We start from the raw sequence: 23744 nt of genomic DNA on the forward strand, positions 1-23744 counted from the left end.
CCTCACATCCGGAAGACGCCGAAGCCGCCGCGCGCACCCTCGTACGGCGCCGTGTGGATGGCCGACAGGCACAGGCCCAGGACCGTGCGGGTGTCGCGCGGGTCGATGACGCCGTCGTCGTACAGCCGCCCCGACAGGAACATCGGCAGGGACTCCGCCTCGATCTGCTGCTCGACCATGGCGCGCAGGGCGGCGTCGGCGTCCTCGTCGTAGGGCCGGCCCTTGGCCGCCGCGGACTGGCGGGCGACGATCGACAGCACGCCCGCGAGCTGCTGCGGGCCCATCACCGCCGACTTGGCGCTGGGCCAGGCGAAGAGGAAGCGGGGGTCGTAGGCGCGCCCGCACATGCCGTAGTGGCCGGCGCCGTAGGACGCGCCCATGAGGACGGACAGGTGCGGGACCTTCGAGTTGGACACCGCGTTGATCATCATCGCGCCGTGCTTGATGATGCCGCCCTGCTCATACTCGCGGCCGACCATGTAGCCGGTGGTGTTGTGCAGGAAGAGCAGCGGGATGTCGCGCTGGTTGGCGAGCTGGATGAACTGGGCGGCCTTCTGGGACTCCGCGCTGAAGAGCACGCCTTGGGCGTTCGCCAGGATGCCGACCGGATAGCCGTGCAGGGTCGCCCAGCCGGTGACGAGGCTCGTCCCGTACAGGGGCTTGAACTCGTCGAAGTCGGAGGCGTCGACGATCCGGGCGATCACCTCGCGCGGGTCGAACGGGGTGCGCAGATCTCCCGGGACGATCCCCAGGAGCTCTTCCTCGTCATACTCGGGGGGTACGGCCGGGCCGGGGTCCTCGTACGCCTTGCGGTGGTTGAGGCGGGCCACCACGCGGCGTGCCTGTCGCAGCGCGTCCCGCTCGTCGACGGCGAAGTGGTCGGCGAGACCCGACACGCGCGCGTGCATCTCCGCGCCGCCCAGGGACTCGTCGTCGCTCTCCTCGCCGGTGGCCATCTTCACCAGGGGCGGCCCGCCGAGGAACACCTTCGCCCGCTCCTTGACCATGATCACGTGGTCGGACATGCCGGGGACGTAGGCGCCGCCGGCCGTGGAGTTGCCGAAGACGACGGCGACGGTCGGAATCCCGGCCGCCGACAGCCGCGTCAGGTCCCGGAAGACGGCGCCGCCGGGGATGAAGATCTCCTTCTGCGACGGCAGGTCGGCGCCGCCCGACTCCACCAGGCTGATACAGGGCAGCCGGTTGGCGAGGGCGATGTCGTTGGCGCGCAGGGCCTTCTTCAGGGACCAGGGGTTGCTGGCGCCCCCGCGCACGGTGGGATCGTTGGCGGTGATCAGGCACTCCACGCCCTCGACGACCCCGATGCCGGTGACGAGCGAGGCGCCGACCGTGTAGTCGCTCCCCCAGGCCGCCAGCGGCGACAGCTCCAGAAAGGGCGTGTCGGGGTCGAGGAGCAGCTCGATGCGCTCGCGGGCGAGGAGTTTGCCGCGCGCGCGGTGCCTGGCGACGTACTTCTCGCCGCCCCCCGCCAGCGCCTTCGCGTGCTCGGCGTCGAGGTCGGCGAGCTTGGCGAGCATGGCGGCGCGATGGGCGCGATGGTCGGGGCCGTGGATGTCCAGGGCGGACGTGATGACCGTCAAAGGAGGGCCTCCGGGATGTCCAGGCGGCGGGAGCGCAGCCATTCGCCGAGCGCCTTGGCCTGCGGGTCGAAGCGGTGCTGTGCGGCGACGCCGGCGCCGAGGATGCCCTCGACGACGAAGTTCAGGGCACGGAGCGAGGGCAGGACGTGCCGGGTGACCGTCAGCTCACGGCTCTCCGGCACGAGCTCGCGGAACCGGTCGGCGGTCAGCGTGTGGGCGAGCCATCGCCACGCCTCGTCCGTGCGCGCCCACACCCCGACGTTGGCGTCCCCGCCCTTGTCCCCGCTGCGGGCGCCCACGACCAGCCCGAGGGGGGCGCGCCGTACGGGTCCGTCCGGCAGCGGATCGGGAAGCGGGGGTTCCGGTACGTCGTCGAGTACGAGGGCGTCGGCGGCCGGGGCCACGGGGATGCGGCGCCCGTCGGCGAGGACGGCCGTGTGCGCGACCTCGCCCTGGGGGACGTACGCGGCCTCGAAGACGCCGTAGGGGGAGCCCTTCCCCGGTGGGGCGAGGACATGGAAGCCGGGGTAGCTGGCCAGCGCCAGTTCCACGGCCGCGCCGCTCAACGCCCGCCCCACGACGGCCTGTTCGGGATCGCGTACGACGAGCCGCAGCAGCGCGCTCGCCGTCTCCTCGGTGTCGGCGTCTGGCCGGTCGGTGCGGACCAGCTCCCAACGCACTTCCTCTGGAGGGGACTTGGCAAGGGCGTCCGTCATCTGCTCGCGCACCAGCGCCGCCTTGGCCTCGACGTCGAGGCCGGTGAGCACGAAGACGACCTCGTTGCGGAAGCCGCCGATGCGGGTGCGGCCGACCTTGAGCGTCGGCGGCGGGGCCTCGCCGCGCACGCCGTCGATCCGGACCCGGTCCGGCCCGTCCTGGGTGAGCCGTACGGTGTCCAGGCGGGCGGTGACGTCAGGTCCCGCGTACCGGGCGGGGCCGGTCTCGTACAGCAGTTGGGCGGTGACCGTGCCGACGTCGACGAAGCCGCCGGCGCCGGGCTGCTTGGTGATGACGCAGCTGCCGTCGGCGTGGATCTCGGCGACGGGGAAGCCGGGGCGGCGCAGGTCACGGCCGGCCCGGCGTTCGTCCCGGAAGAAGGCGTAGTTGCCGCCGGTGGCCTGCGTCCCGCACTCCAGGACGTGTCCGGCGACGACGGCGCCCGCGAGCCGGTCGTACTCCCCCGGCTGCCAGCCGAAGTGGGCGGCGGCGGGGCCGGTGACGAGGGCCGCGTCGGTGACCCGGCCGGTGACGACGACGTCCGCGCCCGCCCGCAGACAGGCGGCGATGCCGAAGCCGCCGAGGTAGGCGTGGGCGGTGAGGCTGCCGGGGTGGCCGGGGGTGAGGTCGTCGCCCTCGACGTGCGCGACCCGCGCGGGAATGCCGAGCCGGTCCGCCAACTGCCGTACGGAGTCGGCGAGTCCGGCCGGGTTGAGGCCGCCGGCGTTGGTGACGATCCGGACGCCGCGCTCGTGGGCGAGGCCGAGGGACTCCTCCAACTGCCGCAGGAACGTTCGGGCGTATCCGGCGGAGGGGTCCTTCAGCCGGTCCCGGCCGAGGATCAGCATGGTGAGCTCGGCGAGGTAGTCACCCGTGAGGACGTCGAGTTCGCCGCCGGTGAGCATCTCGCGCATCGCGTCGAAGCGGTCGCCGTAGAAGCCTGAGGCGTTGCCTATCCGCAGGACGCTCACGAGGCCGTTTCCTTCGGCTCCTTCGGCTCCTTCGGCGGACGGCCCTTGCCGGGCGGGCCCGCGAAGGCCTGGGCGACGTCCAGCCAGCGGTCGGCGTCGGGACCCTCGGCGTGCAGGGCGAGGTCGGCGCGGTGGGCGCGCTGGGTGACCAGGCGGCAGAAGTCGAGGGCGGGCCCGGTCACGCGATCGTCGGCGTCCTGCGGGCCGTACGTCCACAACTCACCCGAGGGGCTGGTGAGTTCGACACGGAACTCTTCGAACGGCGTGGGCAGTCCGTGCACGCCGAAGGCGAAGTCGCGGGTGCGGACTCCGAGGCGGACGATGTGCCGGAGCCGGTCGGTGGGCACGGGCGTCGCGCCCAGCGCGTCCGCCACGTCCAGGCCGTGCGCCCAGGTCTCCATGAGCCGGGCGGTGGCCATGGAAGCGGCGGACATGGGCGGCCCGTACCACGGGAAACGCGCCCCCGCGGGCGCTGCCCGCAGGGCTTTCGCCAGGGCCTCGCGGCCGGCCCGCCAGTCCGCGAGCAACTGCGCGGGCGGCTTCTCCGCCCCCTCCCGCGCGCCGTTGTCCACGAAGTCCCCGGGCTCGGCCAGCGCCTTCTCGACCTCACGGGCGAAGGCGTCCTGATCGGTCACGGCCAGCACGGAGGAGCGGTCGGTCCAGGCGAGGTGCGCGATCTGATGGGCGACGGTCCAGCCGACGGCGGGCGTCGGCAGCGGCCACTGCTCCGGCCCCAACTCGGCGACCAGCCGGTCGAGTTCGTCGCTTTCGGCACGGAGATCGTCAAGCACGGGGGTCGGGTCGGCCATGGGGTGGAGCATGGCAGCACCCCAAAAAACAATCAAGCGTGCTTGCATTAATTTGCGCGGAACGGCCGTCCGGACCGGACAGCCGGCGAGGCGCGGCCCCGCCCCGCCCCGCGTCGCCCCGCCCCGCGTCGCCCCGCCCCGCCCCGCCCCGCCCCGCCCCGAGGTCAGGAAGCGGGGCGCTTCCTTCCTCGCGCCACCTGTGTCCGCACCGCGCCCATGCTCGCCCCGACGACCAGGGCGATCGCCGCCGCCTGGACGGCGGTCAGGGACTGGTCGAGGACGAGGAAGCCGGCCATGGCGGCGAGGGCCGGTTCCAGGCTCATCAGGACGGCGAAGGTGGAGGCGGGCAGGCGGCGCAGGGCGAGGAGTTCGAGGGTGTAGGGGAGGACCGAGGAGAGCATGGCCACCGCCGCGCCCAGGCCGAGCGTCACCGGGTCGGCCAGTTTCGTGCCGGACTCCGCGAGGCCCAGCGGGAGGAAGAGCAGCGCGCCCACCGCCATCGCCAGGGCCAGGCCGTCCGCCTGCGCGAAACGGCGGCCGGTGCGGGCGCTGAAGACGATGTACGCCGCCCACATCGCTCCCGCGCCGAGCGCGAACGCGACGCCCACCAGGTCGACGCCGCCGCCGAAGCCCCCGCCGCCCCCACCGTGTCCGCCGCTTCCCGCGCTGCCTGCGCCTCCCGCGTCCCCACCGCCGCCGAGCAGGAAGACGCCGGCGAGGGCGAGGCCCGCCCAGACGAGGTTCAGCGCGCGGCGCGAGGCGACGACCGAGAGCGTCAGCGGGCCGAGGACCTCCAGAGTCACCGCCAGGCCCAGCGGGATGCGGTCCAGCGCCTGGTAGAACAGGCCGTTCATCGCGGCCAACGTGACGCCGAAGGCGACGACCGTGCCCCAGTCCCCGCGCGAGTGGCCGCGCAGCCGCGGCCGGCAGACGACCAGCAGCACCACCGCCGCCACCAGCAGCCGCAGCGCCACCACGCCCAGCGCGCCGGCCCTCGGCATCAGCGTCACCGCCAGCGCGCCGCCGAACTGCACCGAGACCCCGCCGGCGAGCACCAGGCCGACCGGACCGAGGGAGCCGAAGCGGCCCGAAGCGGTGGCCGGGGCGCCGGCCGGGGCACCGGCTGGGGCGGAGGTGGCCGGGGCCGAGGTCGCCGAGATCTGTGGTGAGGCGGCGGTGTCGGGGGTCGTCACGGGCGGTCCAGGTGCTCGGCGTGGTCGGCGTGGTCGGGTTCGATCCAGGCCGTTCATCACGATGTACTGACCGGTCCAGGCTAGTGGACCACGTCAGGTGTGTGAACCCATTTAGCCGCTGTCTTGGGCTGTGAGACGTGCGACGCCGCCCACGACGAGACGCCCACGACGGCACGTGCGACGGCACGTGCGACGGCAGGTACCCCGACGCCTACCTTCGCGACATGTAGAGATCCAACGCCTTGTGCAGCAGCTTGTTGAGCGGGAAGTCCCACTCCCCCAGGTACTCCACGGCCTCTCCGCCCGTGCCCACCTTGAAGCGGAGCAGGCCGAGCAGGTGGTTGGACTCCTCCAGGGTGTCGGTGATGCCGCGCAGGTCGTAGACGGCGGCGCCGAGTTCGTGGGCGTCGGCCATCATCCGCCACTGCATGGCGTTGTTCGGCTGGACCTCGCGCCTGCGGCTCGTGGACGCGCCGTACGAGTACCAGACGTGCTCGCCGACGGTCAGCATGGTGGCCGCCGCGAGGACCTCGCCGTCGTGGTGGGCGAGGTAGAGCCGCATACGGTCGGGGTGTTCGGCGTTCAGCGCGCTCCACATGCGCTGGAAGTAGGGCAGCGGACGCGGGAGGAAACGGTCGCGTTCGGCGGTCTCGGTGTAGAGCGCGTAGAAGGCCGGGAGGTCCTCGTAGCCGCCCCGGACGACCTTCACGCCCGCCTTCTCCGCCTTTTTGATGTTGCGCCGCCACTGCTGATTGAGGCCGCCGTGGACCTCCTCCAGCGTCCGTCCGGCGAACGGGACCTGGAACACGTAGCGGGGCTGACCGGCCGCGAAGCCGTCCTCGCCGCCCGGCTCGGTCTGCTGCCAGCCCGCGCGGCGCAGCCGGTCGGCGACGTCCAGGGCGCCCGGCTCGTACGAACTCGCCTCGGCGTCCCCCAGCCGGTGGGCGGCCGGGTCGGCGATGGCCGCCTTGACGGCGTCGGCGCTCCAGCGGCGCACGACGACGGGCGGTCCCATCTTCACCGAGAACGCGCCCCGCGCCTTCAGGTACGCGAGCATCGGGGTCAGCCAGCGTTCCACCAGGTCGGGCGCGTGCCAGTCGAGGAGCGGGCCCTCGGGCAGATACGCCAGGTACTTCTTCAGCCTGGGCAGCGGCCGCAACAGCGCCAGCCCCGCTCCGACGAGCCGCCCCTCCTCGTCGAACCAGCCCAGGCTCTCCGCCCGCCAGTCCGGCTTCACATCCCCCCACGAGGGGACCTGCATATGGCTCGCGGAGGCGCGGGCCGCGACGAAACCCAGATGTTCGTCACGGCTGATGGACTGGACACGCAGACTCATGCTCGGGGCTCCTTCGAACGGCTGTGCAGAAGAGCGCAGACGAGTCAGCCTAGGAGGCGGTCACGGCCGCCCCGGGGACCGAACGCCTCCAGGACCGCCGTGTCGGTCACGCGCGTGTGCCCCTCCGCCTCCGCCCTCTTCGCGCTCTCCGCTCTCCGTCCCCCTCCGTGGAGCCCGTTCTCCCCTCCAGCCCCTCCGCCAGCACCTCCGCCAGATGCCTCCCCCGCACTCCCGCCAGTTGCTCCAGCTGTGTCCGGCAGGAGAAGCCGTCCGCCAGGACCACCGCCCCCTGGGGGGCGTCCCGGACGGCAGGCAGGAGCTGTTCCTCCGCGCAGGCCGTCGACACCTCGAAGTGGCCCTTCGCGAAGCCGAAGTCGCCGGCCAGGCCGCAGCACCCGCCGCTCAGCTCACCCGTGAGCCCAGCCGCCTCACGCAGCCGCCGCTCGGCCGCGTCGCCCAGGACCGCATGCTGGTGGCAGTGGGTCTGGCCGACCGCCGGACGGTCCACACGAGGCGGGGTCCAGTCGGGGGCGTGCCGCTCCAGGGCCTCCGCGAAGGTGAGGACACGGGCGGCGAGGCGACCCGCGCGCGGGTCGTCGGACAGCAGCTCGGGCAGATCGGTGCGCAGCGCGGCCGCACAGCTCGGCTCCAGGACGACGACCGGGGCAGCCGTCTCCAGCACCGGCTCCATCAGGTCGAGCGTGCGACGCAGCACCACGCGCGCGTGGTCGAGCTGGCCGGTGGAGACGTACGTCAGCCCGCAGCAGACCCGTCCCCGGCGGGCCATCAGCAGCGCGGCCAGTGCGCCCGCGCCCCTCGACCGGCCGTCGCCCACCGGCCGGCCCCGCATCCACAGGGTCGGCGGCAGCGCCACCCGCAGCCCCGCCGCCTCCAGGACCCGGACGGCCGCCCGGCCCACGGACGGCGACAGATGCTCGGTGAAGGTGTCGGGCCACAGGACGACCAACTCGCCCCTGCCGACGAGCGACTCGCCCATAGGAACGAGCGGTTCGCCCCTGCCGACGAGCGGTTCGCGCCTGCCGACGAGCGGTTCGCCCCTGTTGGAGGCCGACCGCACGCGCTTGCGCCACCACCCGCTGAACGTCTCCCGCGCCAGCCGGGGAATCGCCCGCTCGGGCGCGATCCCGCCGGCCCGTTTCGCCGCCCACGCGACGGGCCGCACGCGCGCGAGGGCGTTGACGAGACCCGCCGCGCGCGTGCGGGACGCCCACCGCAGCCACACCGGCAGCCGCCCCATGCTGTAGTGCGCCGCCGGACGCCGTCGTCCCGCGTAGTGGTGGTGCAGGAACTCCGCCTTGTAGGTGGCCATGTCGACCTCGACCGGACAGTCGGAGCGGCAGCCCTTGCAGGACAGGCACAGGTCCAGCGCGTCCCGCACCTCCGTGGAGCGCCAGCCGTCGGTCACCAGCTCACCGGCAAGCATCTCGTGCAGCAGTCGGGCACGCCCGCGCGTGGAGTGCTCCTCCCGGCCCGTGACACGGAACGACGGGCACATCACGGACTCGCCGGCCGCCGACGTCGTACGGCACTTCGCGACGCCCACGCAGCGGCGGACGGCCGCCGAGAAGTCGCCGCCGTCGGCCGGGTAGCCGAAGGCCACCGGGACGGGCTCGCGCGGCAGCACCGAGAAACGCAGGTTGCTGTCGAGGGGTGCCGGGCGCACCAGCACGCCCGGGTTGAGCAGGTCGTCCGGGTCCCAGACGCCCTTCGCCTGCTCGAACAGCGCGACCATCTCCGCCCCGTACATCTTCGGCAGCAGCTCGGCCCGCGCCTGCCCGTCGCCGTGCTCGCCGGAGAGCGAGCCCCCGTGGGCGACCACCAGCTCGGCGAGCTCCTCCGAGAAGCGGCGGAAGCGGCCGACGCCCGCCGCCGTCAGCAGGTCGAAGTCGATACGGACGTGGATGCAGCCGTCCCCGAAATGGCCGTACGGCGTCCCGCGCAGGCCGTGCGCGGCGAGCAGCCCACGGAAGTCCCGCAGATACGCGCCGAGCCGGGCCGGCGGCACCGCGCAGTCCTCCCAGCCGGGCCAGGCCTCGGACCCTCCCCCAGCCCCAGGGGGCTGGGAGGTGCCCCCAGGCATCCGGGTCGCCGTCCCGCTCGCGTCCTCCCGGATCCGCCACAGCGCGCGCTGCCCGGCGGGGTCGGTCACCACCCGCGCGTCGACGACGTCCGCCGCGCGGACGATCGTCTCCGCACGCGCGCGTGCCTCTTCGCCCGTCTCCCCGCCGGTCTCCACGAACAGCCAGGCCGCGCCCCTGGGCAGCCCGGCCGCCGACGACGACGGCACCAGGTCGGCCGCCATCCCCTCCACGGTCAGCGGGCCGTACGGCAGCAGCCCGGCCGCGGCCTCGGCGGCGGCGCCCTCGTCGGCGTACCCGAGCACCGCGAGCGCACGCGCGCGTGGAGCCTCGACGAGCCGCACGACGGCCTCCGTGAGCACGCCCAGGGTGCCTTCGGAGCCGCAGAAGGACCGGGCGACGTCGGCGCCGTTCTCCGGCAGCAGCGCGTCCAGCGCGTACCCGGAGATACGGCGCGGCAGCTCGGGAAAGCCGGTCCGCAGCCGCGCCAGCTCCCCCTCGACCAGCCCCCGCAGCCCGTCCGGCGCCCCCGCCCACCCCTGCCCGAGCCGCAGCCGTCGCCCGCGCGCGGTGACGACGTCCAGCTCGCGCACACTGTCCGCGGTCGTCCCCCAGGCGACCGAGTGGGAGCCGCACGAGTTGTTGCCGATCATCCCGCCGAGCGTGCAGCGGCTGTGCGTGGACGGGTCGGGCCCGAAACGGAGTCCGTGCGGGGCGGCGGCCTCCTGGAGCCGGTCGAGCACGAGCCCCGGCTGCACGACCGCCGTCCGCGCCTGCGGATCCAGGGCGACCAGCCGGTTCATGTACCGCGTGAAGTCCAGCACCACCCCGACGCCGGTGGCCTGCCCGGCGATGGACGTCCCGCCGCCCCGCGCGACCACCGGCGTCCCGGCCTCCCGGCACACCGCGAGCGTGGCGGCCACGTCGTCCGCGTCCCTGGGCGCGACGACCCCGACGGGGACACGGCGGTAGTTGGACGCGTCCATGGTGACCAGGGCCCGGGAGGTGACGTCGAAGCCGACATCACCCCGCACGGCCCGGCGCAGCTCACCCTCAAGACCCTGAAGACTTTCCGGAACTGTCACCCGTCCAGGAAACCAAAAACCCCGTCTCACCCGACGGACGAGGTTTCGCCCAGGTTTCCCCCAACGGCTACGCTCCCTTCCGTGGCTGAGATCCAGATTCCTGCTGACATCAAGCCCGCCGACGGTCGATTCGGCGCGGGCCCCTCCAAGGTGCGGGTGGAGGCGCTGGACGCCCTGGCCGCCACCGGTACGTCCCTCCTCGGCACCTCCCACCGCCAGGCCCCGGTCAAGAACCTGGTCGGCCAGGTGCGCGCGGGCATCTCCGAGCTGTTCTCCCTCCCCGAGGGCTACGAGGTCATCCTCGGCAACGGCGGCTCCACCGCGTTCTGGGACATCGCGACCCACGGCCTGATCGAGAACAAGTCGCAGCACCTCACCTTCGGCGAGTTCAGCTCCAAGTTCGCCAAGGCCGCCAAGCTCGCCCCGTGGCTCGCCGAGCCCACCGTCGTCTCCTCCGACCCGGGCACGCACCCCGAGCCCGCGGCCGAGGCCGGCGTCGACGTCTACGCCTTCACGCACAACGAGACCTCCACCGGCGTGGCCGCCCCGATCAAGCGCGTGCCGGGCGCCGACGAGGGCGCGCTCGTGCTCGTGGACGCCACCTCGGGCGCCGGCGGCCTCCCGGTCGACGTCACCGAGACGGACGTCTACTACTTCGCCCCGCAGAAGTCCTTCGCCTCCGACGGCGGCCTGTGGATCGGCGTGTTCTCCCCGGCGGCGATCGAGCGCGCCGAGCGGATCCACGCCTCCGGCCGCCACATCCCGGAGTTCTTCTCGCTGCCCACGGCGATCGACAACTCCCGCAAGAACCAGACGTACAACACCCCGGCCCTGGCCACGCTCTTCCTCCTCAACCAGCAGCTGGAGTGGATCAACGGGCAGGGCGGCCTGGACTGGTCGACGGCCCGCACGAAGGACTCCTCGACGCGCCTGTACACCTGGGCGGAGGAGTCGAAGCACGCCACCCCGTTCGTCACCGACCCGGCGAAGCGCTCGCAGGTCATCGGCACGATCGACTTCTCCGACGAGATCGACGCCGCCGCCGTCGCCAAGGTCCTGCGCGCCAACGGCATCGTCGACACCGAGCCCTACCGCAAGCTCGGCCGCAACCAGCTCCGCGTCGCGATGTTCCCGGCGGTCGACCCGGCGGACGTCGAGGCGCTCACGAAGTGCATCGACTACGTGATCGACAAGCTCTGATCACTCCGGCACGACACCGAAGGGCGCCCGGTACGGCAGTCACCGAACCGAGCGCCCTTCGTCATGCGCGTTCAGCTCGCCGTACAGCTCACGCTCGGCGCACCCCCGCCCCCGGGCGCGCCCCCGAACCCGAAGCTCGCCGAACCGCCCGCCGGGATCGAACCGTTGTGCGCGGCGTTCACCGCGGTCACGGTCGAGCCCGTCTGCGTGTACGTCGCGTTCCAGATGTTGGTGATCTGCTGGGAGCCGCTCCAGGCCCAGGTCACCTTCCAGGACGAGAGCGCGGTCGTCCCCGTGTTGGTCACCTTCACCTCGGCGTTGAAGCCGCCGCCCCAGTCGCTGCTGACGGTGTACGCGGCGGAGCAGGAGGCCGTACTCCCGCCACCGCCACCGCCGCCACCGCCGCCACCGCCGTTGCTCGGGAAGCCCGGGGCTTTGACGCTCGTCAGGTAGCCGTCCTTCACCGTGTCGACCGTCTGCCAGTCGTCCTTCAGGATCCCGCCCGTGTCACCGGAGTTGGGGTTCCAGGACCAGAACGTCCAGTGGAAGGAGTCGGCGCCGTACGTCGAGGTCGGGCGGAGGTAACTCACCAGCGCCGCAAGCCACTTCTGGTCGACGGTGGCCTGGAGGGTGGTGCCGAACTCGCCCACCCACACCGGCGCGATGTTCTGCTTGAAGATGTAACCCCAGTACTTGTCCCAGATCCCCGGCATGTTCGCGGGGAACGTCGGGTCGCTGAACCAGCTCTGCTGGGCGACGCTCGTGGCGTAGTCGTGGGCCGAGTACACCACCCGGTTGGCCACGGTCAGCTGCACCGGGTACTGCGCGACGCCCATCAGGTTGCCGCCCCACCAGCCGGAGACGCCGTTGAAGGACTGCACGCCCTCGACGAAGATCAGCAGGTCCGGATTGACGGACAGGACCGCGTTGCCGGCCCGCTGCGCGGCCAGCCGCCAGTCCGTCGCCGTGTCCCCGCAGCCCCAACAGGCGGGATCGTGGGGCTCGTTGTGAAGATCGATGCCTACGACCGTGTTCTGGCCCTTGTAACGGGTCGCGAGGGCCTTGAGGTTGGCGATCCACGTCGACTCGGGGACCGCGGAGGTGTACCAGAGCGCCGACTGCCCGCCCGCGTCCGGGCGGTGCCGGTCGAGGATGACCTTCAGGCCGTCCTGACCGGCGTACGCGACCAGCTTGTCCAGCACGCCCAGCGAGCCGAGCCCCTGCAGGTCGGCGTTCTTGCCGCTGCTGAAGTCGATGCTGTTGGGGACGGTCGTGCTCTTGAAGATGTCGTCGCTGTACGGGATGCGGATCGTGTTGTAGCCGAGCGACTTCATCTGGTCGATCATGCTCTTGTAGTCGCGGGACCAGAGGCCGTGGACGACGTAGTTGCCGGTCTCGAAGCCGAACCAGTTGATCCCGGCGATCCGGACCGGCTGCCCGGCGGCGTCCAGGATCTGGCGGCCGCTGGTGTGCCAGTAACCCGCACCGGCATCCGCCGCGACGGTATCGGCCGCGCCGCCATCGGACGCGACGGCGGCCCCGGCGGGACCGGTCGCGCGGGCCTCCGCCGCGTCGGCCGTCTGCGCTACGGATCCCAGCGGTATCAGGAGCGCGGCGGCGCCGGCGCACAGCGCTCTTCGCAAGCTGCGGAACATCTCGCTGCTTCCTCTCGGGAGGCGCGGGCCCGGAAATTATGGGAGCGCTCCCATACACCGCGCTTCCCCCAGGAAACTGACACCCCATGACCACGTCAAGAAGTTCGACGGGGGAAGCCTGAGGACGCCGGAGGAAGCCCGAGGGCCCCGGCTCAGTTCCGGCGCAGGAGACGGCGGAAGCCGAAGACGACGGCGGCGATCGCGGCGACGGCGAGCGCACCGAACTTGACCCCGCTGCCCGCGGCCGAGGACCCGCCGCCGTCGCCCGAGGCGCTCGAACTCCCGCCCCCGGAGGACGACTTGGAGCCGGAGGACCCGGCGCCGTCGGGTGCGTCCTCCGCCACCACCGAACTCCCGGCGCCCTCGCTGCCGTACATGAGCTTGGATCCGTCGGCGGAGTAGCTGACGGACTCCCCCTGCCGTTGCAGCGGCACGTCGAGCCGCCCCTTGCGCTCGATCTTGCCGCCGTTCCAGGCGTAGTAGACGCCGCCGAAGTAGCCGCGGACGGCGAGTTGGGCGCCGTCCGGGGAGAAGGCGGCGTCGGTGGCCCACAGGTCGACGGCGGCGACGGGCCTGAAGATGTTCGTCCCCGAGGCGGAGAGCTTCGCCGGACCCTCGTAGAGGTGCCCGCCGTCCTCCTTCTTGTCGATGATGTAGACGCGGCCGGTCTTGGGGTGCACGAGGAGCGACTCGGCGTCGCGGGCGCCGTCGGAGTACTTCACGACGTACTGCGTGGCCTTGACCGTCTGGTCGACGAGCTTCGCCGGCTCGGGCAGCCGGTAGATCCACACGTACTTCCAGGTGCCGCCGAGGTTGTCGCCGATGTCGCCGACCCAGATCTCGTTGCCGGGCCCGATGGAGATGGCCTCGACGTCGCGCGGGGAGCCGATGCCGGTGAGGGTGAGCCGGGCGACGGTCTTTCCGGTCGCGCTGTCGACGGCGTAGAGGTACGGGCCGTCGTCGCTGTCGTTGTGGGTCCAGTAGACGCCGGGGTGCTGACGCGAGGCGGCGAGGCCGCTGGACTCGGTGATGCGCGGGTCCTCGATGGTGAACCCCTTGTCGCCGTCGGCGGCGAAGGCGGCGGGCACGGCGAAGCCACCCGCGAGGAGGACCCCGAGAACCCCCAGGACCCCGAGAACCCTGAGGACTCCGAGAACCCTGAGGACTCGGAAGACCCCGAGGACCCTGGCGAGGTGGGCTCCGGCTCGGACGGCGAAAGGTCGGCGCATGCGAACAAGCCTGCCATCCCGCACGGACGTTCACGGGCTCTCCTGTGCCCTCATGGCCTCGTGCACCGTCTCGTGCACCGTCTCTGCTCACTCTCGTGCACGGTCTCGTGGCCGGTGTCACACGTCCCCGGCCGCGGTGATCCTTCTCCGATCCCTCATCATGAGCGGATGCTCAGGTTCATGCCCGTAGGCGACTCGATGACCATCGGCAGCACGGGCGACCACACCTGGCGTTACCGCCTGTGGCGACACCTGTGCGGGACGTACGGGGGCCCGTTCACCCTCGTCGGTCCCCGCGAGACGCTCTACGACAAGGCGACGGACACCCCGACGTCGTACGCGTACGCCGAACCCGACTTCCCCCGCGGCCACTTGGCCGGCTGGGGCGAGGGCTGGCAGCACATGGTCCCGCTGATCGGCGAGGCGGTGCGCAGGTCGAAGGCGGACGTCCTGCTGGTGTCGCTGGGCCTGATCGACCTGGGCTTCTACACGAACGCCGAGCAGACCGCGGCCAACGCCCGCGCCTTCGTGACCGAGGCCCGGGCGGCGCGGCCGCGGATACGGATGGTGTGGCTCCCGGTCATCCCGAACATCCGCGCCGCGAACGACGCACCCTTCGCCACCCAGGTCGCCCTCTTCAACGAGCTCCTGGCGAAGACGGCCGCCGACCTGGACGAACCGGCCTCCCCGATCCTCCTGGCGTCGATCCCGGAAACCTGGGACATCGACACCGACACCTACGACGGCACCCACCCCAACGCAGCCGGCGAACACCGACTGGCGTCCGCCTTCGCGGCGGCGATGCACCAGGGGTGGGAGCTGGGCGGGGAGTACGAGCGCTCCACGTGACCTCGTCACCGTGCGTATCGTTTCACTGCCCGGCGGCACCGATCCATGGGGTCGCCGGGGAGGAGCGCCAGATGACCGTCCTGGAAGACAGGATCACGATGGCCGACGCCAACACGCAGCGCTTGGACGAATGGTTCGAGCGACTTGAGCGGATGCCCGTCCCCGAAGGCTTCAGGGTCGAGATCGTCGAGGGCAACGTCTTCATGACACCCCAGCGGGACACCCACTGGGGAATCATTCGCCGGATCGCACGCGCCTTCGAGGACAGGTTCGGGATGGACGTCAAGATCTTCTCTGACGTCCGCATCGACTTCCCGGGACACGAGAACGGCTTCTGCCCTGACATCGCCAAGCTCGGCGATTCGGCGAAGAAGGACGACGAAGGCCGCTGGCAGTACCAGGACGTCGAGTTCGTCGCCGAAGTCATCTCCGAGGGGACGGCCGCCAACGACTACGGCCCGAAGAAGACCGCCTACGCCGTCGCCGAGGTCCCTGTCTACGTCATCGCCGATCCCTACCAGGGGCGGTGCTACGTCTACACGGACCCCAAGGACGGCGACTACTGCACCAGGAAGCCAGTGGACTTCGGCGTCGACATCGACCTCACCGGCGCCGTCGTCGACCTCACCCTCAAGACCGACGAGTTCCCCCGCGACTGACCCCCGCCGCCGTCACGTGTCTGGTCGTCGCCGTCGGTCAGAACATCGTGTTGTCGTTGGCCGACGTGGCCGGGACGTCCTGGAGTACGTCCCAGTGTTCGACGATCTTGCCGTTGCGCACGCGGAAGAGGTCCACGACCGCCTGGCCCCGCTCGCCCGGGGCGTTCACGTAGTGGCTGTGGACGGCGACCAGGTCCCCCTCGGCGACGATCCGCTTCGGTGAGACGGACAGCTGGGGGAACGCCTTGAAGTACGCGCCCAGTCCCGCCTTCGCGCCGGCGACGCCGTCCGCGATGTTCGGGTTGTGCTGGTGGTACTCGGGGCCCCAGTACCTGTCGAGCGCCGACAGGTCCTTGCGCACGAGCAGTTGCTCGACGGCCGCGGTCACCAGCTTCTTGTTGTACGCCGTCAGCCGTCGCGAGCCCGGGGCCTCCGTCCGCGGCCGGCTCACCGTCGAGAACATGTCGTTGCCGTTGGCCGTGGTCTCGGGCACGTTCTGCCCGGCGTCCCAGTGCTCGGCGATCTTCCCGCCCTGGAAGCGGAAGATGTCGAAGACGGCCGAGCCCCGGGTGCCCGGAGTCAGGACGACGTTGGAGTGCACGAGGACGAGGTCGCCCTCGGAGATGACCCGCTTGATGTCGTACTCGGCGTCCGGGAACTGCTGGTGCACCGAGACGGCCAGGTTCTTCAGCGTCTCCGCGCCGTCCGGCGCCAGCGGGTTGTGCTGGATGTAGTCCGTCCGTACGAAACGGTCCACGACCGCGGTGTCGCCGCGCTCGAACACCCCCTTGAGGACACCGGCGGCAACGGCCTTCTGATAGCCGAGGCGGGCGGAATCGCCCTGACCGGCGTATCCGGCGTATCCGGCGTATCCGGCAGAGGCGGCGGAGGCGGCGGAGGCGGTGTGGGGCGCAGCGACAGCCGGGACGGCGGCGGCGCCCAGGACGGCGGCTGAGGCGGCGAAGGCGACGAACGCCCTGCGGACAGAGGCGGTGGGGGGCATGCGGCTCTCCAGAAGTAGATATTGAAACTTCAAGCTCACGCTTCCCACAGGAAAGCACTAACCAACAGTTAGCGTCAAGATCTCCCTTGCTTAGAGCGCACTCCACGCCGTTGGCTTGATGCCCATGAAGTACACGCAGCTCGGACGCACCGGCCTCAAGGTCAGCCGCCTCGTCCTCGGCACCATGAACTTCGGACCGCAGACCGACGAAGCCGACAGCCACGCGATCATGGACGCGGCGCTGGACGCCGGGCATCAAATTCTTCGACACAGCCAAACAGCAACTTTGACGCCAGGTTGCACCTGGTAGCCCACCGCTGACGCTCACCGCTCTTGCGGAACCTGAGTCGGAGACGACGAAGCCGCCGCCTCCGTCTCGCCCCGAACGCAGGCAGAAGGCGACGGCCTCTCAGAGCAAGCGTGCTACTTCACCATGCGAAGGCTTCGGGAGACGGTCCGGGGCCGGGGAAGATCTCGTTCAGCGATGCCAGCAGTTCCTCGTCCAGCTCCAGCTCCAGGGCACGCAGCGCCGAATCCAGCTGCTCCTGCGTGCGGGGGCCGACGATCGGGCCGGTCACGCCAGGTCGGGTGAGCAGCCAGGCCAGGGCCGCCTCGCCCGGCTCAAGGCCATGCTTGTCGAGGAGGTTCTCGTACGCCTGGATCTGCTCGCGCGCCCTGGCGTCCTTGAGCGCGTCGGCGGCGCGGCCACTCGCCCGGCGCCCCTGGGCAGCCTCCTTCTTGATGACGCCGCCGAGCAGTCCGCCGTGCAGCGGGGACCACGGGATGACGCCGAGGCCGTACTCCTGCGCGGCCGGGACGACCTCCATCTCGGCGCGGCGCTCGGCGAGGTTGTAGAGGCACTGCTCGCTGACCAGGCCCATGCGGCCGTGCCGGGCGGCGGTCTCGTTGGCCTGGGCGATCTTGTAGCCGGGGAAGTTGGAGGACCCGGCGTAGAGGATCTTGCCCTGTTGGACGAGCACGTCCACCGCCTGCCAGATCTCCTCGAACGGCGTGCGCCGGTCGATGTGGTGGAACTGGTAGAGGTCGATGTAGTCCGTCCGCAGCCGCTTGAGCGACGCGTCGACGGCCCGCCGGATGTTCAGGGCGGACAGCTTGTCGTGGTTCGGCCACGCCTCGCCGTCGGCGGCCATGTTGCCGTACACCTTCGTGGCGAGCACGACCTTGTCGCGCCGCCCACCACCCTGAGCGAACCAGTTGCCGATGATCTCTTCAGTGCGGCCCTTGTTCTCGCCCCACCCATACACGTTTGCCGTGTCTACAAAGTTCAGACCCGCGTCGAGGGCGGCATCCATGATGCCGTGGCTGACTACTTCGTCTGTCTGCGGACCGAAATTCATCGTGCCAAGCACGAGTCGGCTGACCTTGAGTCCGGTACGTCCGAGCTGTGTGTACTTCATGGACCGCAAGCCAACTGCTTCGAGCCCGCTCCAGGCAAGAGCATCACGCACCGCCGTCAGGAGTCGTCTCCGAGGTGCCGGTACAGGGTGACTCGCGACATACCCAGGGCCCTGGCGATGGCCCTGACACTCTCTCCCTTCGCCTTCCTCGCGCGGGCCACGGTCAGTACGTCCTCGTTCACGACGGACGGACGTCCTCCGGTACGCCCCTGCGCTTTGGCTGCGTCGAGTCCGGCGCGGGTGCGCTCCTTGATGAGGCTGCGCTCGAACTCCGCCATGGCTCCTACCACTTGAAGCATGAGACGGCCATCGGCCGTGCCGGGGTCGATGTTGGCCAGTGCACCCGTGAGCACCTTGAACCCAATTCCGCGCTCCCGAAGGGCGTCGACCATGGTCACCAGGTCGATGAGCGATCGGGCGAAGCGGTCGAGCTTCCACACCGACAGGTGTCGCCGGCGCGGGCGTAGTCGAGTGCTGACCGCAGCTCCGGCCGGTCGGTGTTCTTGCCCGATTCCATGTCCTCGAAGATCCGGGCGCAGCCTGCGGCCGTCAGCGCATCGCGCTGCAAATGCGCTTCCTGGTCATCGGTGGAGACGCGGGCGTAACCGATGAGCTGACCGTTGACCGTGTTCGTCGTCACTTGGTTTTCGAGACGTCCACTCCTGGTCACGTTGCGCCACAGTCGTTGCCCTGCGCCATGGAACCTTGAGCGCGTGTCACCGAAGATCACGTGCGTCGCGCCAGGAAGACAGATCGCGGCGAGTCGTGGATACGCGAAGCAGTCGTCAGCCAGGCGGCCGAACGTATGCAGAGCTGGGCCGGACAGCTACTGAGTTTCGTCGACAGTTCCCCTACGGCATCAGTGCACGGCAGAGCGCGGGGGCAGAGGGGTGGGGCATGACCCCCTGGCCAGAGCTTGGCGACTGCCAGGTCTTACCGGCTCAGATCCTGCCACGGCTTCAGTGGCTTTCAGGCTGGCCGGCGCTCCAGCTGGCTGCGACGTAGCGCCTGATCACAGGCTTGCGCTGGCCCCTTGGCTACGGGGGGGGGAGGAGTGCACGGAACGGAGCCTTAGGCCCGCCTTAGGCCTCGCCTGTGGGGGCGCGGCAGCGCCCCCCTTGGGCTTGCTCCGGCCCCTACGGGGGCGCTCCGTCGTAGAGGCCTCGAACTGTGGCGGCCGTTCGGCCGCACGTGCTGCCTACCGCTTCGCCGATGCCTGTCTCTTGGGGAGCTGTCGCGCCTCTGCTTCGCTTGCCGTAGGTCGAAGGTGCATTCCTCTTTCTGCCCCTGCGGGACCGCAGTCGTAAGGACAAAAAGAACACCTGCGGTGTGTTGCTCACCGGTTCTGGTGGACGCGGCACGGTACCGGTGCACCCCTCACCTTCTGGAAAAGGTGAGCAGGCAGGACCATGCAAGCGGCACCCGACCGGGGTGAGACGAGCCCAAGCCTCTTGGCGCGGTTGACCGCGTTGGTCGTGCTCTGGTCGGACAGGGACTTGCCCTGCTTGCCCAGCGAGGCGGGCAGCTTTCCGGGGGCGAAGGCTGCGTGCCCCTGACGATCGGCCCATCCAATGGCGGCGAAGTGCACACGGTAGGCGAGCGGGTGTGCAGGGTCCTGCGCCATGCGCCTGTACTCGCGCTGGGAGACCCCTCCCCACAGGCGGTCATGACCGAAGCTGATGGCCACTGGTTTGCGGCTCCTCCCTGTGAGACGCACACGGGGGCGTCAGCGACCCCCGCCGGACGGCGGGACATGTGCCTCCCGCGAAGGAGGGCCCCAACCACAGGGCCCTCCTCAACGCACGCTCCTGTCGGTCAGCTCTCGCTACGGACCGCCGCCACGTTGCGCAGCCGCTGCTTGAAGTCCATCGGGATCAGGACCTGAACCCTTCCGACCGGGTGCTGCCACATCCCGTCATGACCATCGGGGGCCATGAGCTGTGAGGCGGTCAGCCCGGTGATCGGCTCGGCGTGGATGACGGCCATGATCCCTGCGGCACGCAGCTCCTTGCCCTTCTCGTGCTGGGTGGACAGCTTGCTCCACCGCTCCCGGTAGGTCTCCCCCGTCGGGATCTCCTTCCAGGTGTCCGGGCGCGTGGGCTGCGAGATGAGCTGTTCGCGTCGCGCGTCCAGTCGCTTGTACGTCTCCCGGAATTCATGCTTGCCCAGCTCGCTGGAGTAGAGGCCCGCCTCGCGGTCTTCCCTCAGGTCTGCCAGGGCGCGGTTCGCTTCCTCGATGTCGCGGGCGTAGTCGACGCCTGGTCGGAAGACCTTCCGGACGATCTCGACGTCCCCGGCAGCCAGGAGGAACGCCTCCTCCACAGCGTCCTCCAACGTGTGCGCCGCGATGCCCTTGCTTCCGGTCGGACACGGCTTGTGCGTGGTGCGGGAGGCGCAGCGGTAGTAGGGCCAGTTACGGCCGGGGCCGCGGTATGCGGGCTCCCCGCACGTGCAGAACGCGACCCGGAGGAGGGGCGACCCGCCCTTGCGATTGCCGTTGCGTTTGCTGGTGTTCTCGTCCAGCTTCTTGTTGGCCAGCTCCCACTCCTCGTGCGTGATGAGAGGCTCCGCGCGCTGGAGCGGCTGACCGTCCGCGTCCCGGACGACCCGGCGTCGTGTCGTCTTCTTCCCGTCGACCATCACCTCCTCGGACACCTCCATCTGCCCCAGGATGCAGCGGGAACGTACGACCTTGGCCGTGTTCGCGGCGGTCCAGCGGCTGCCCTTCGGTGTCTTGCCGCTACGGATCATCTGGGCGTCTAGTGACGTCGGGGTCTTCGACACGTCCTCGTTGAGCCACTGCGCGATGCTGTTCGCCGACTCCCCCTCGATGAGGCGGCGGACGATCTCACGAAGCGTTCCGGCCGTGTCGGTCCCGTAGTCATCAAGGGTCAGCTTCCACCCGTCGCCGGTCTCCTGCTTCTCCTCCCGATACCCGTACGGGATGCGACCGCCGCGCCAGCGCCCCTCCTTCACCAGGTGGTTGTACGAGGACTTGGCCCGCGCCTTGATGGCTTCGAGCTCTCCCTCCGCCAAAGACGCGATCAGGCTGAGGAGGAGCTTCCCCATCTGCGTGTTGAGGTTGATCCCGTCCTCGACGGTGGCAACCTCCTTGCCGTTCTTCTCGCACCACTCCAGGAGGGTGTGCACGTGGAGCACGCGCCGTGAGAGACGGTCGATCTTCAACGCGCAGATGATGTCGTACTCATCGGCGCGCGACTCCTCCATCGCGATCCGGTACTCGATCCCGCTGGTCTCCTTCCCAATAGTCGAGGGAAGCCACTTGCTGAACGCCGGGCGCTTCCACGGCTCGACCCCGCCGGATACGTCGATGTCCTCGACCCACCCCACGACAACGTGCCCCTCCTGATCGGCCCATCGCTGGATGGACCGACGCTGACGCTCCGGCGATGTGGTCTCGTCCGACACCCTCGACAGACGAACCACACCCAGAACTCTCGCCATGCTCGCCCCCCTCTCCCCTGCAGTAAGCGGGAGATTACGTTAAGTGTTCAGAATCATGGCGTCAAAATGAATCTTTGGATACCGCAAACGTGTACGGCTGGGGTGAGAACAAGGGCCGTACCGAGGAGATCATCGGGAACTGGTTCGCGAAGGGCGGCGAGCGGCGCGACAAGGTCGTCCTCGCCACCAAGGTGTACGGCAACATGGCCGCCGACGGCGACGCCTGGCCGAACCACGACAAGCTCTCCGCCGTCAACATCCGACGGGCCGTCGACGCCAGCCTCAAGCGGCTGCAGACGGACCACATCGATCTCTACCAGTTCCACCACATCGACCGCGCCACTCCCTTCGAGGAGATTTGGCAGGCGATCGACGTGCTGGTGCAGCAGGGGAAGATCCTCTACGCCGGGTCGTCCAACTTCCCGGGCTACAAGATCGCCCAGGCCAACGAGGTCGCGGCCCGGCGCGGGTCGTTCGGGCTCGTCAGCGAGCAGTGCCTCTACAACCTGGCCGAGCGGCGCGCCGAGATGGAGGTCGTCCCGGCCGCGCAGGAGTACGGCCTCGGGGTCATCCCCTGGTCGCCGCTGCACGGCGGTCTGCTCGGCGGCGTCATCAAGAAGGAGGTCGAGGGCGGGCGCCGGGCGAGCGGCCGGGCCGCCGACACCCTCGCCGACCCCGCCGTCCGCACCCAGATCCAGGCGTACGAGGACCTTCTCGAAAAGCACGGCGCCGAGCCCGGCGAGGCCGCACTGGCCTGGCTGCTCACCCGGCCCGGTGTGACCGGCCCGATCGTCGGGCCGCGCACCGCCGGGCAGCTCGACTCCGCCGTGCGCGCGGTCGAGCTGGAGCTGAGCGAGGACCTGCTGTCCGGCCTGAACGAGATCTTCCCCGGCCCGGGCCCGTCCCCGGAGGCCTTCGCCTGGTAGGTCCCCTGGCAGGACGCCCGCGCCTCACAGCATCGCGCCTCAGAGCATCAAGGGCAGAGCATCAAGGGCAGAGCATCGCGAGGCAGGGCGTCACAGGGCAGGGCGTCACAGGGCAGGGCAGCGTGCGGGGGCGGTCGGCGGCGGTCATCTGCCGACCGCCGCCGCCACCGCCACCACCACGAACATCAGTACGAGCGCACCGGCCATGATCCGGTTCCGGGTCTTCGGGTCCACGCGTCGAGACTAACCGGCCCCGCCCAGAGCCCAGCGCCCGACCGGCTCGTAACGCGGCTGCTCCCCCGGCACCCCGGACTTCGGCAGGTTGCTGCGCACCAGTACCAGCTCCCCCACCGTCCAGGTACGGCTCTCGAAGGCGTCCAGCGCCTCGACGTACGGCCGCGCGTCCACCGCGTCCCGGCTGCGGGCCAGCGTCAGGTGCGCCTTGTAGCGGCGGTGTTCGCCCATCTCCACGCCCGCCTTGCGCGCCGCCGCCTCGGCCCGGTCGGCGAGCAGGCGGAGGGCGGGCACGTCTCCGCTCGCCCCCGTCCACAGCGCCCGCCCGCGCCCGAACTGTCCCCCGCCGCGCAACGCCAGCGGGAACGGCGCGCTGCGGTGCGCGGCCCGCTCCAGCCGCGCCGACAGCTCCGGTACGAGGTCGTCGTCGACCTCGCCGTAGAAGGCGAGGGTGAAGTGCCAGCCGGGGCGGCCCGTCCAGTGCAGCCCGTCCGCGCCGGGCAGCTTGCGCAACTCGACCAGTTCGGCGTCGAGTTCATGGGCGACGTCGTCCGGGGGCAGCACGGCGGCGAAGAGTCTCATGAAGTCAGTCTCCCCCCGGCGCCCGCACGCCTGAGCGTGTCCTGGTCACTGTGCGTATCGTTGTACTGCGCGGCTGCCCGTGTCCAAGCGGAAGCCGGGGAGGAGCGCCACGATGACCGTCCTTGACGACAGGATCGAGATGGCCGAGGAGTGCGGCGAGCTGACTTTGGACGTCTTGTTCGAGTGGCTTGAGAAGATGCCCATCCCCGAGGGAACGAAGGTCGAGATCGTCGGGGGGAACATCTTCATGTCGCCGCAGCGGCAGACACACTTTGAGATCGTCTTCGGGATCCTGGAGCAGCTGCGCGGCAAGTTCCCGCGCAACCGGCTGGCGTCGGACGTGCGGATCGACTTCCCCGGACATCTGAACGGCTTCGCCTCCGATGTGGTGGCCATGGCCGAACGGTCAGTGAAGGACAGCAAGGGCCGCTGGCGCTATCAGGACGTGGAATTCGTGGCCGAGGTCATCTCCAAGGACACGGCGGCCAACGACTACGGATCGAAAAAGGACGCCTACGCCGCGGCCGAAGTGCCGGTGTACCTGATCGTGGACCCGTACACCGGCGATTGGCATCTGCACACCCTGCCGAAGGACGGCAAGTACCACAGCGACGTCAGCTTTCCCTTCGGGAATGACATCGACCTGACCGGTACCCCGATCGGCCTCGTCCTCGAGACCGACGAGTTCCCCCTCGACTGACCAGGACGCCCTC

Annotated in this window: 17 protein-coding genes and 3 pseudogenes; 6 read left to right on the forward strand and 14 right to left on the reverse strand. The window is 70.5% G+C overall.

The window, feature by feature from the left end; genetic code table 11:
* Positions 1–2: 2 nt before the first annotated feature.
* The 6 genes from ACIBAF_RS12320 to ACIBAF_RS12345 all read right to left on the reverse strand — a co-directional run bounded on the left by ACIBAF_RS12320 (position 3) and on the right by ACIBAF_RS12345 (position 9811).
* Positions 3–1601: an acyl-CoA carboxylase subunit beta gene (locus ACIBAF_RS12320; RefSeq protein WP_399463118.1), complete on the reverse strand. Its 1599-nt coding sequence runs from the start codon at positions 1599–1601 to the stop codon at positions 3–5.
* Positions 1598–3289 (reverse strand): acyclic terpene utilization AtuA family protein, encoded by a 1692-nt coding sequence (locus tag ACIBAF_RS12325; RefSeq protein WP_399463119.1) that lies wholly within the window; start codon positions 3287–3289, stop codon positions 1598–1600. The genes ACIBAF_RS12320 and ACIBAF_RS12325 overlap by 4 nt, the downstream gene beginning before the upstream one ends.
* Positions 3286–4098 carry a TIGR03084 family metal-binding protein gene (locus ACIBAF_RS12330; RefSeq protein ID WP_399463120.1) on the reverse strand — a complete coding sequence of 271 codons (813 nt, stop codon included), beginning with the start codon at positions 4096–4098 and terminating at the stop codon, positions 3286–3288. Before ACIBAF_RS12330 ends, ACIBAF_RS12325 begins: the two co-directional genes overlap by 4 nt.
* A 164-nt stretch (positions 4099–4262) precedes the next feature.
* A complete protein-coding gene (locus ACIBAF_RS12335) occupies positions 4263–5291 on the reverse strand; it encodes an EamA family transporter (protein WP_399463121.1) in 1029 nt (342 codons plus the stop codon).
* A 211-nt stretch (positions 5292–5502) separates the two neighbouring features.
* Positions 5503–6627 (reverse strand): lipid II:glycine glycyltransferase FemX, encoded by a 1125-nt coding sequence (locus tag ACIBAF_RS12340; protein WP_399463122.1) that lies wholly within the window; start codon positions 6625–6627, stop codon positions 5503–5505.
* A gap of 106 nt (positions 6628–6733) precedes the next feature.
* A complete protein-coding gene (locus ACIBAF_RS12345; protein WP_399463123.1) occupies positions 6734–9811 on the reverse strand; it encodes an FAD-binding and (Fe-S)-binding domain-containing protein in 3078 nt (1025 codons plus the stop codon).
* A gap of 81 nt (positions 9812–9892) precedes the next feature.
* On the opposite strand from ACIBAF_RS12345, the gene serC reads away from it, so the two are divergent.
* Complete coding sequence (gene serC, locus ACIBAF_RS12350) at positions 9893–11011, forward strand: phosphoserine transaminase (RefSeq protein ID WP_399463124.1); 1119 nt, start codon at positions 9893–9895, stop codon at positions 11009–11011.
* A 71-nt stretch (positions 11012–11082) separates the two neighbouring features.
* Here serC and ACIBAF_RS12355 read toward each other — a convergent pair whose 3' ends face one another.
* On the reverse strand, positions 11083–12666 hold the full coding sequence (locus ACIBAF_RS12355; RefSeq protein WP_399463125.1) for a cellulase family glycosylhydrolase: 1584 nt from the start codon (positions 12664–12666) through the stop codon (positions 11083–11085).
* Between the two features lie 152 nt (positions 12667–12818).
* Complete coding sequence (locus ACIBAF_RS12360; protein WP_399463126.1) at positions 12819–13895, reverse strand: WD40 repeat domain-containing protein; 1077 nt, start codon at positions 13893–13895, stop codon at positions 12819–12821.
* A 168-nt stretch (positions 13896–14063) separates the two neighbouring features.
* Here ACIBAF_RS12360 and ACIBAF_RS12365 point away from each other — a divergent pair, with 168 nt between their 5' ends.
* A complete protein-coding gene (locus tag ACIBAF_RS12365; protein WP_399463127.1) occupies positions 14064–14744 on the forward strand; it encodes a GDSL-type esterase/lipase family protein in 681 nt (226 codons plus the stop codon).
* A 71-nt stretch (positions 14745–14815) separates the two neighbouring features.
* The gene (locus ACIBAF_RS12370) at positions 14816–15403 is read left to right on the forward strand and encodes a Uma2 family endonuclease (RefSeq protein WP_399463128.1); all 588 of its coding nucleotides are present in this window, start codon (positions 14816–14818) and stop codon (positions 15401–15403) included.
* Between the two features lie 37 nt (positions 15404–15440).
* On the opposite strand, the gene ACIBAF_RS12375 is transcribed toward ACIBAF_RS12370, so the two are convergent.
* Positions 15441–16406 (reverse strand): nuclear transport factor 2 family protein, encoded by a 966-nt coding sequence (locus tag ACIBAF_RS12375; protein WP_399463129.1) that lies wholly within the window; start codon positions 16404–16406, stop codon positions 15441–15443.
* Positions 16407–16530: 124 nt separating this feature from the next.
* Between ACIBAF_RS12375 and ACIBAF_RS12380 the strand changes: the two are divergent.
* Positions 16531–16681: pseudogene (locus ACIBAF_RS12380) on the forward strand (aldo/keto reductase); the annotation flags it as partial.
* Between the two features lie 153 nt (positions 16682–16834).
* Here the strand turns inward: ACIBAF_RS12380 and ACIBAF_RS12385 are convergent.
* The 4 genes and pseudogenes from ACIBAF_RS12385 to ACIBAF_RS12400 all read right to left on the reverse strand — a co-directional run bounded on the left by ACIBAF_RS12385 (position 16835) and on the right by ACIBAF_RS12400 (position 21289).
* The gene (locus ACIBAF_RS12385; RefSeq protein WP_399463130.1) at positions 16835–17824 is read right to left on the reverse strand and encodes an aldo/keto reductase; all 990 of its coding nucleotides are present in this window, start codon (positions 17822–17824) and stop codon (positions 16835–16837) included.
* A gap of 56 nt (positions 17825–17880) precedes the next feature.
* Positions 17881–18464, reverse strand: a pseudogene (locus tag ACIBAF_RS12390) (recombinase family protein).
* A gap of 696 nt (positions 18465–19160) precedes the next feature.
* The gene (locus ACIBAF_RS12395) at positions 19161–19511 is read right to left on the reverse strand and encodes a hypothetical protein (RefSeq protein ID WP_399463131.1); all 351 of its coding nucleotides are present in this window, start codon (positions 19509–19511) and stop codon (positions 19161–19163) included.
* A gap of 128 nt (positions 19512–19639) precedes the next feature.
* Complete coding sequence (locus tag ACIBAF_RS12400) at positions 19640–21289, reverse strand: recombinase family protein (protein ID WP_399463132.1); 1650 nt, start codon at positions 21287–21289, stop codon at positions 19640–19642.
* Between the two features lie 77 nt (positions 21290–21366).
* Here ACIBAF_RS12400 and ACIBAF_RS12405 point away from each other — a divergent pair.
* Positions 21367–22215, forward strand: a pseudogene (locus ACIBAF_RS12405) (aldo/keto reductase); the annotation flags it as partial.
* Between the two features lie 243 nt (positions 22216–22458).
* On the opposite strand, the gene thpR reads toward ACIBAF_RS12405, so the two are convergent.
* A complete protein-coding gene (gene thpR, locus ACIBAF_RS12410) occupies positions 22459–23031 on the reverse strand; it encodes an RNA 2',3'-cyclic phosphodiesterase (RefSeq protein WP_399463133.1) in 573 nt (190 codons plus the stop codon).
* Between the two features lie 112 nt (positions 23032–23143).
* On the opposite strand from thpR, the gene ACIBAF_RS12415 reads away from it, so the two are divergent.
* On the forward strand, positions 23144–23731 hold the full coding sequence (locus ACIBAF_RS12415) for a Uma2 family endonuclease (RefSeq protein ID WP_399463134.1): 588 nt from the start codon (positions 23144–23146) through the stop codon (positions 23729–23731).
* Positions 23732–23744 lie beyond the last annotated feature (13 nt).

It is taken from the genome of Streptomyces sp. NPDC051677, from assembly GCF_044453465.1.
Lineage (GTDB): Bacteria > Actinomycetota > Actinomycetes > Streptomycetales > Streptomycetaceae > Streptomyces.

Coding starts and splice junctions, on each gene's coding strand:
- ACIBAF_RS12370 (WP_399463128.1), top strand. CDS start 14,816: ATGACCGTCCTGGAAGACAGGATCACGATGGCCGACGCCAACACGCAG.
- ACIBAF_RS12355 (WP_399463125.1), bottom strand. CDS start 12,666: ATGTTCCGCAGCTTGCGAAGAGCGCTGTGCGCCGGCGCCGCCGCGCTC.
- ACIBAF_RS12400 (WP_399463132.1), bottom strand. CDS start 21,289: ATGGCGAGAGTTCTGGGTGTGGTTCGTCTGTCGAGGGTGTCGGACGAG.
- ACIBAF_RS12415 (WP_399463134.1), top strand. CDS start 23,144: ATGACCGTCCTTGACGACAGGATCGAGATGGCCGAGGAGTGCGGCGAG.
- ACIBAF_RS12330 (WP_399463120.1), bottom strand. CDS start 4,098: ATGGCCGACCCGACCCCCGTGCTTGACGATCTCCGTGCCGAAAGCGAC.
- ACIBAF_RS12365 (WP_399463127.1), top strand. CDS start 14,064: ATGCTCAGGTTCATGCCCGTAGGCGACTCGATGACCATCGGCAGCACG.
- ACIBAF_RS12340 (WP_399463122.1), bottom strand. CDS start 6,627: ATGAGTCTGCGTGTCCAGTCCATCAGCCGTGACGAACATCTGGGTTTC.
- ACIBAF_RS12385 (WP_399463130.1), bottom strand. CDS start 17,824: ATGAAGTACACACAGCTCGGACGTACCGGACTCAAGGTCAGCCGACTC.
- ACIBAF_RS12360 (WP_399463126.1), bottom strand. CDS start 13,895: ATGCGCCGACCTTTCGCCGTCCGAGCCGGAGCCCACCTCGCCAGGGTC.
- thpR (WP_399463133.1), bottom strand. CDS start 23,031: ATGAGACTCTTCGCCGCCGTGCTGCCCCCGGACGACGTCGCCCATGAA.
- ACIBAF_RS12375 (WP_399463129.1), bottom strand. CDS start 16,406: ATGCCCCCCACCGCCTCTGTCCGCAGGGCGTTCGTCGCCTTCGCCGCC.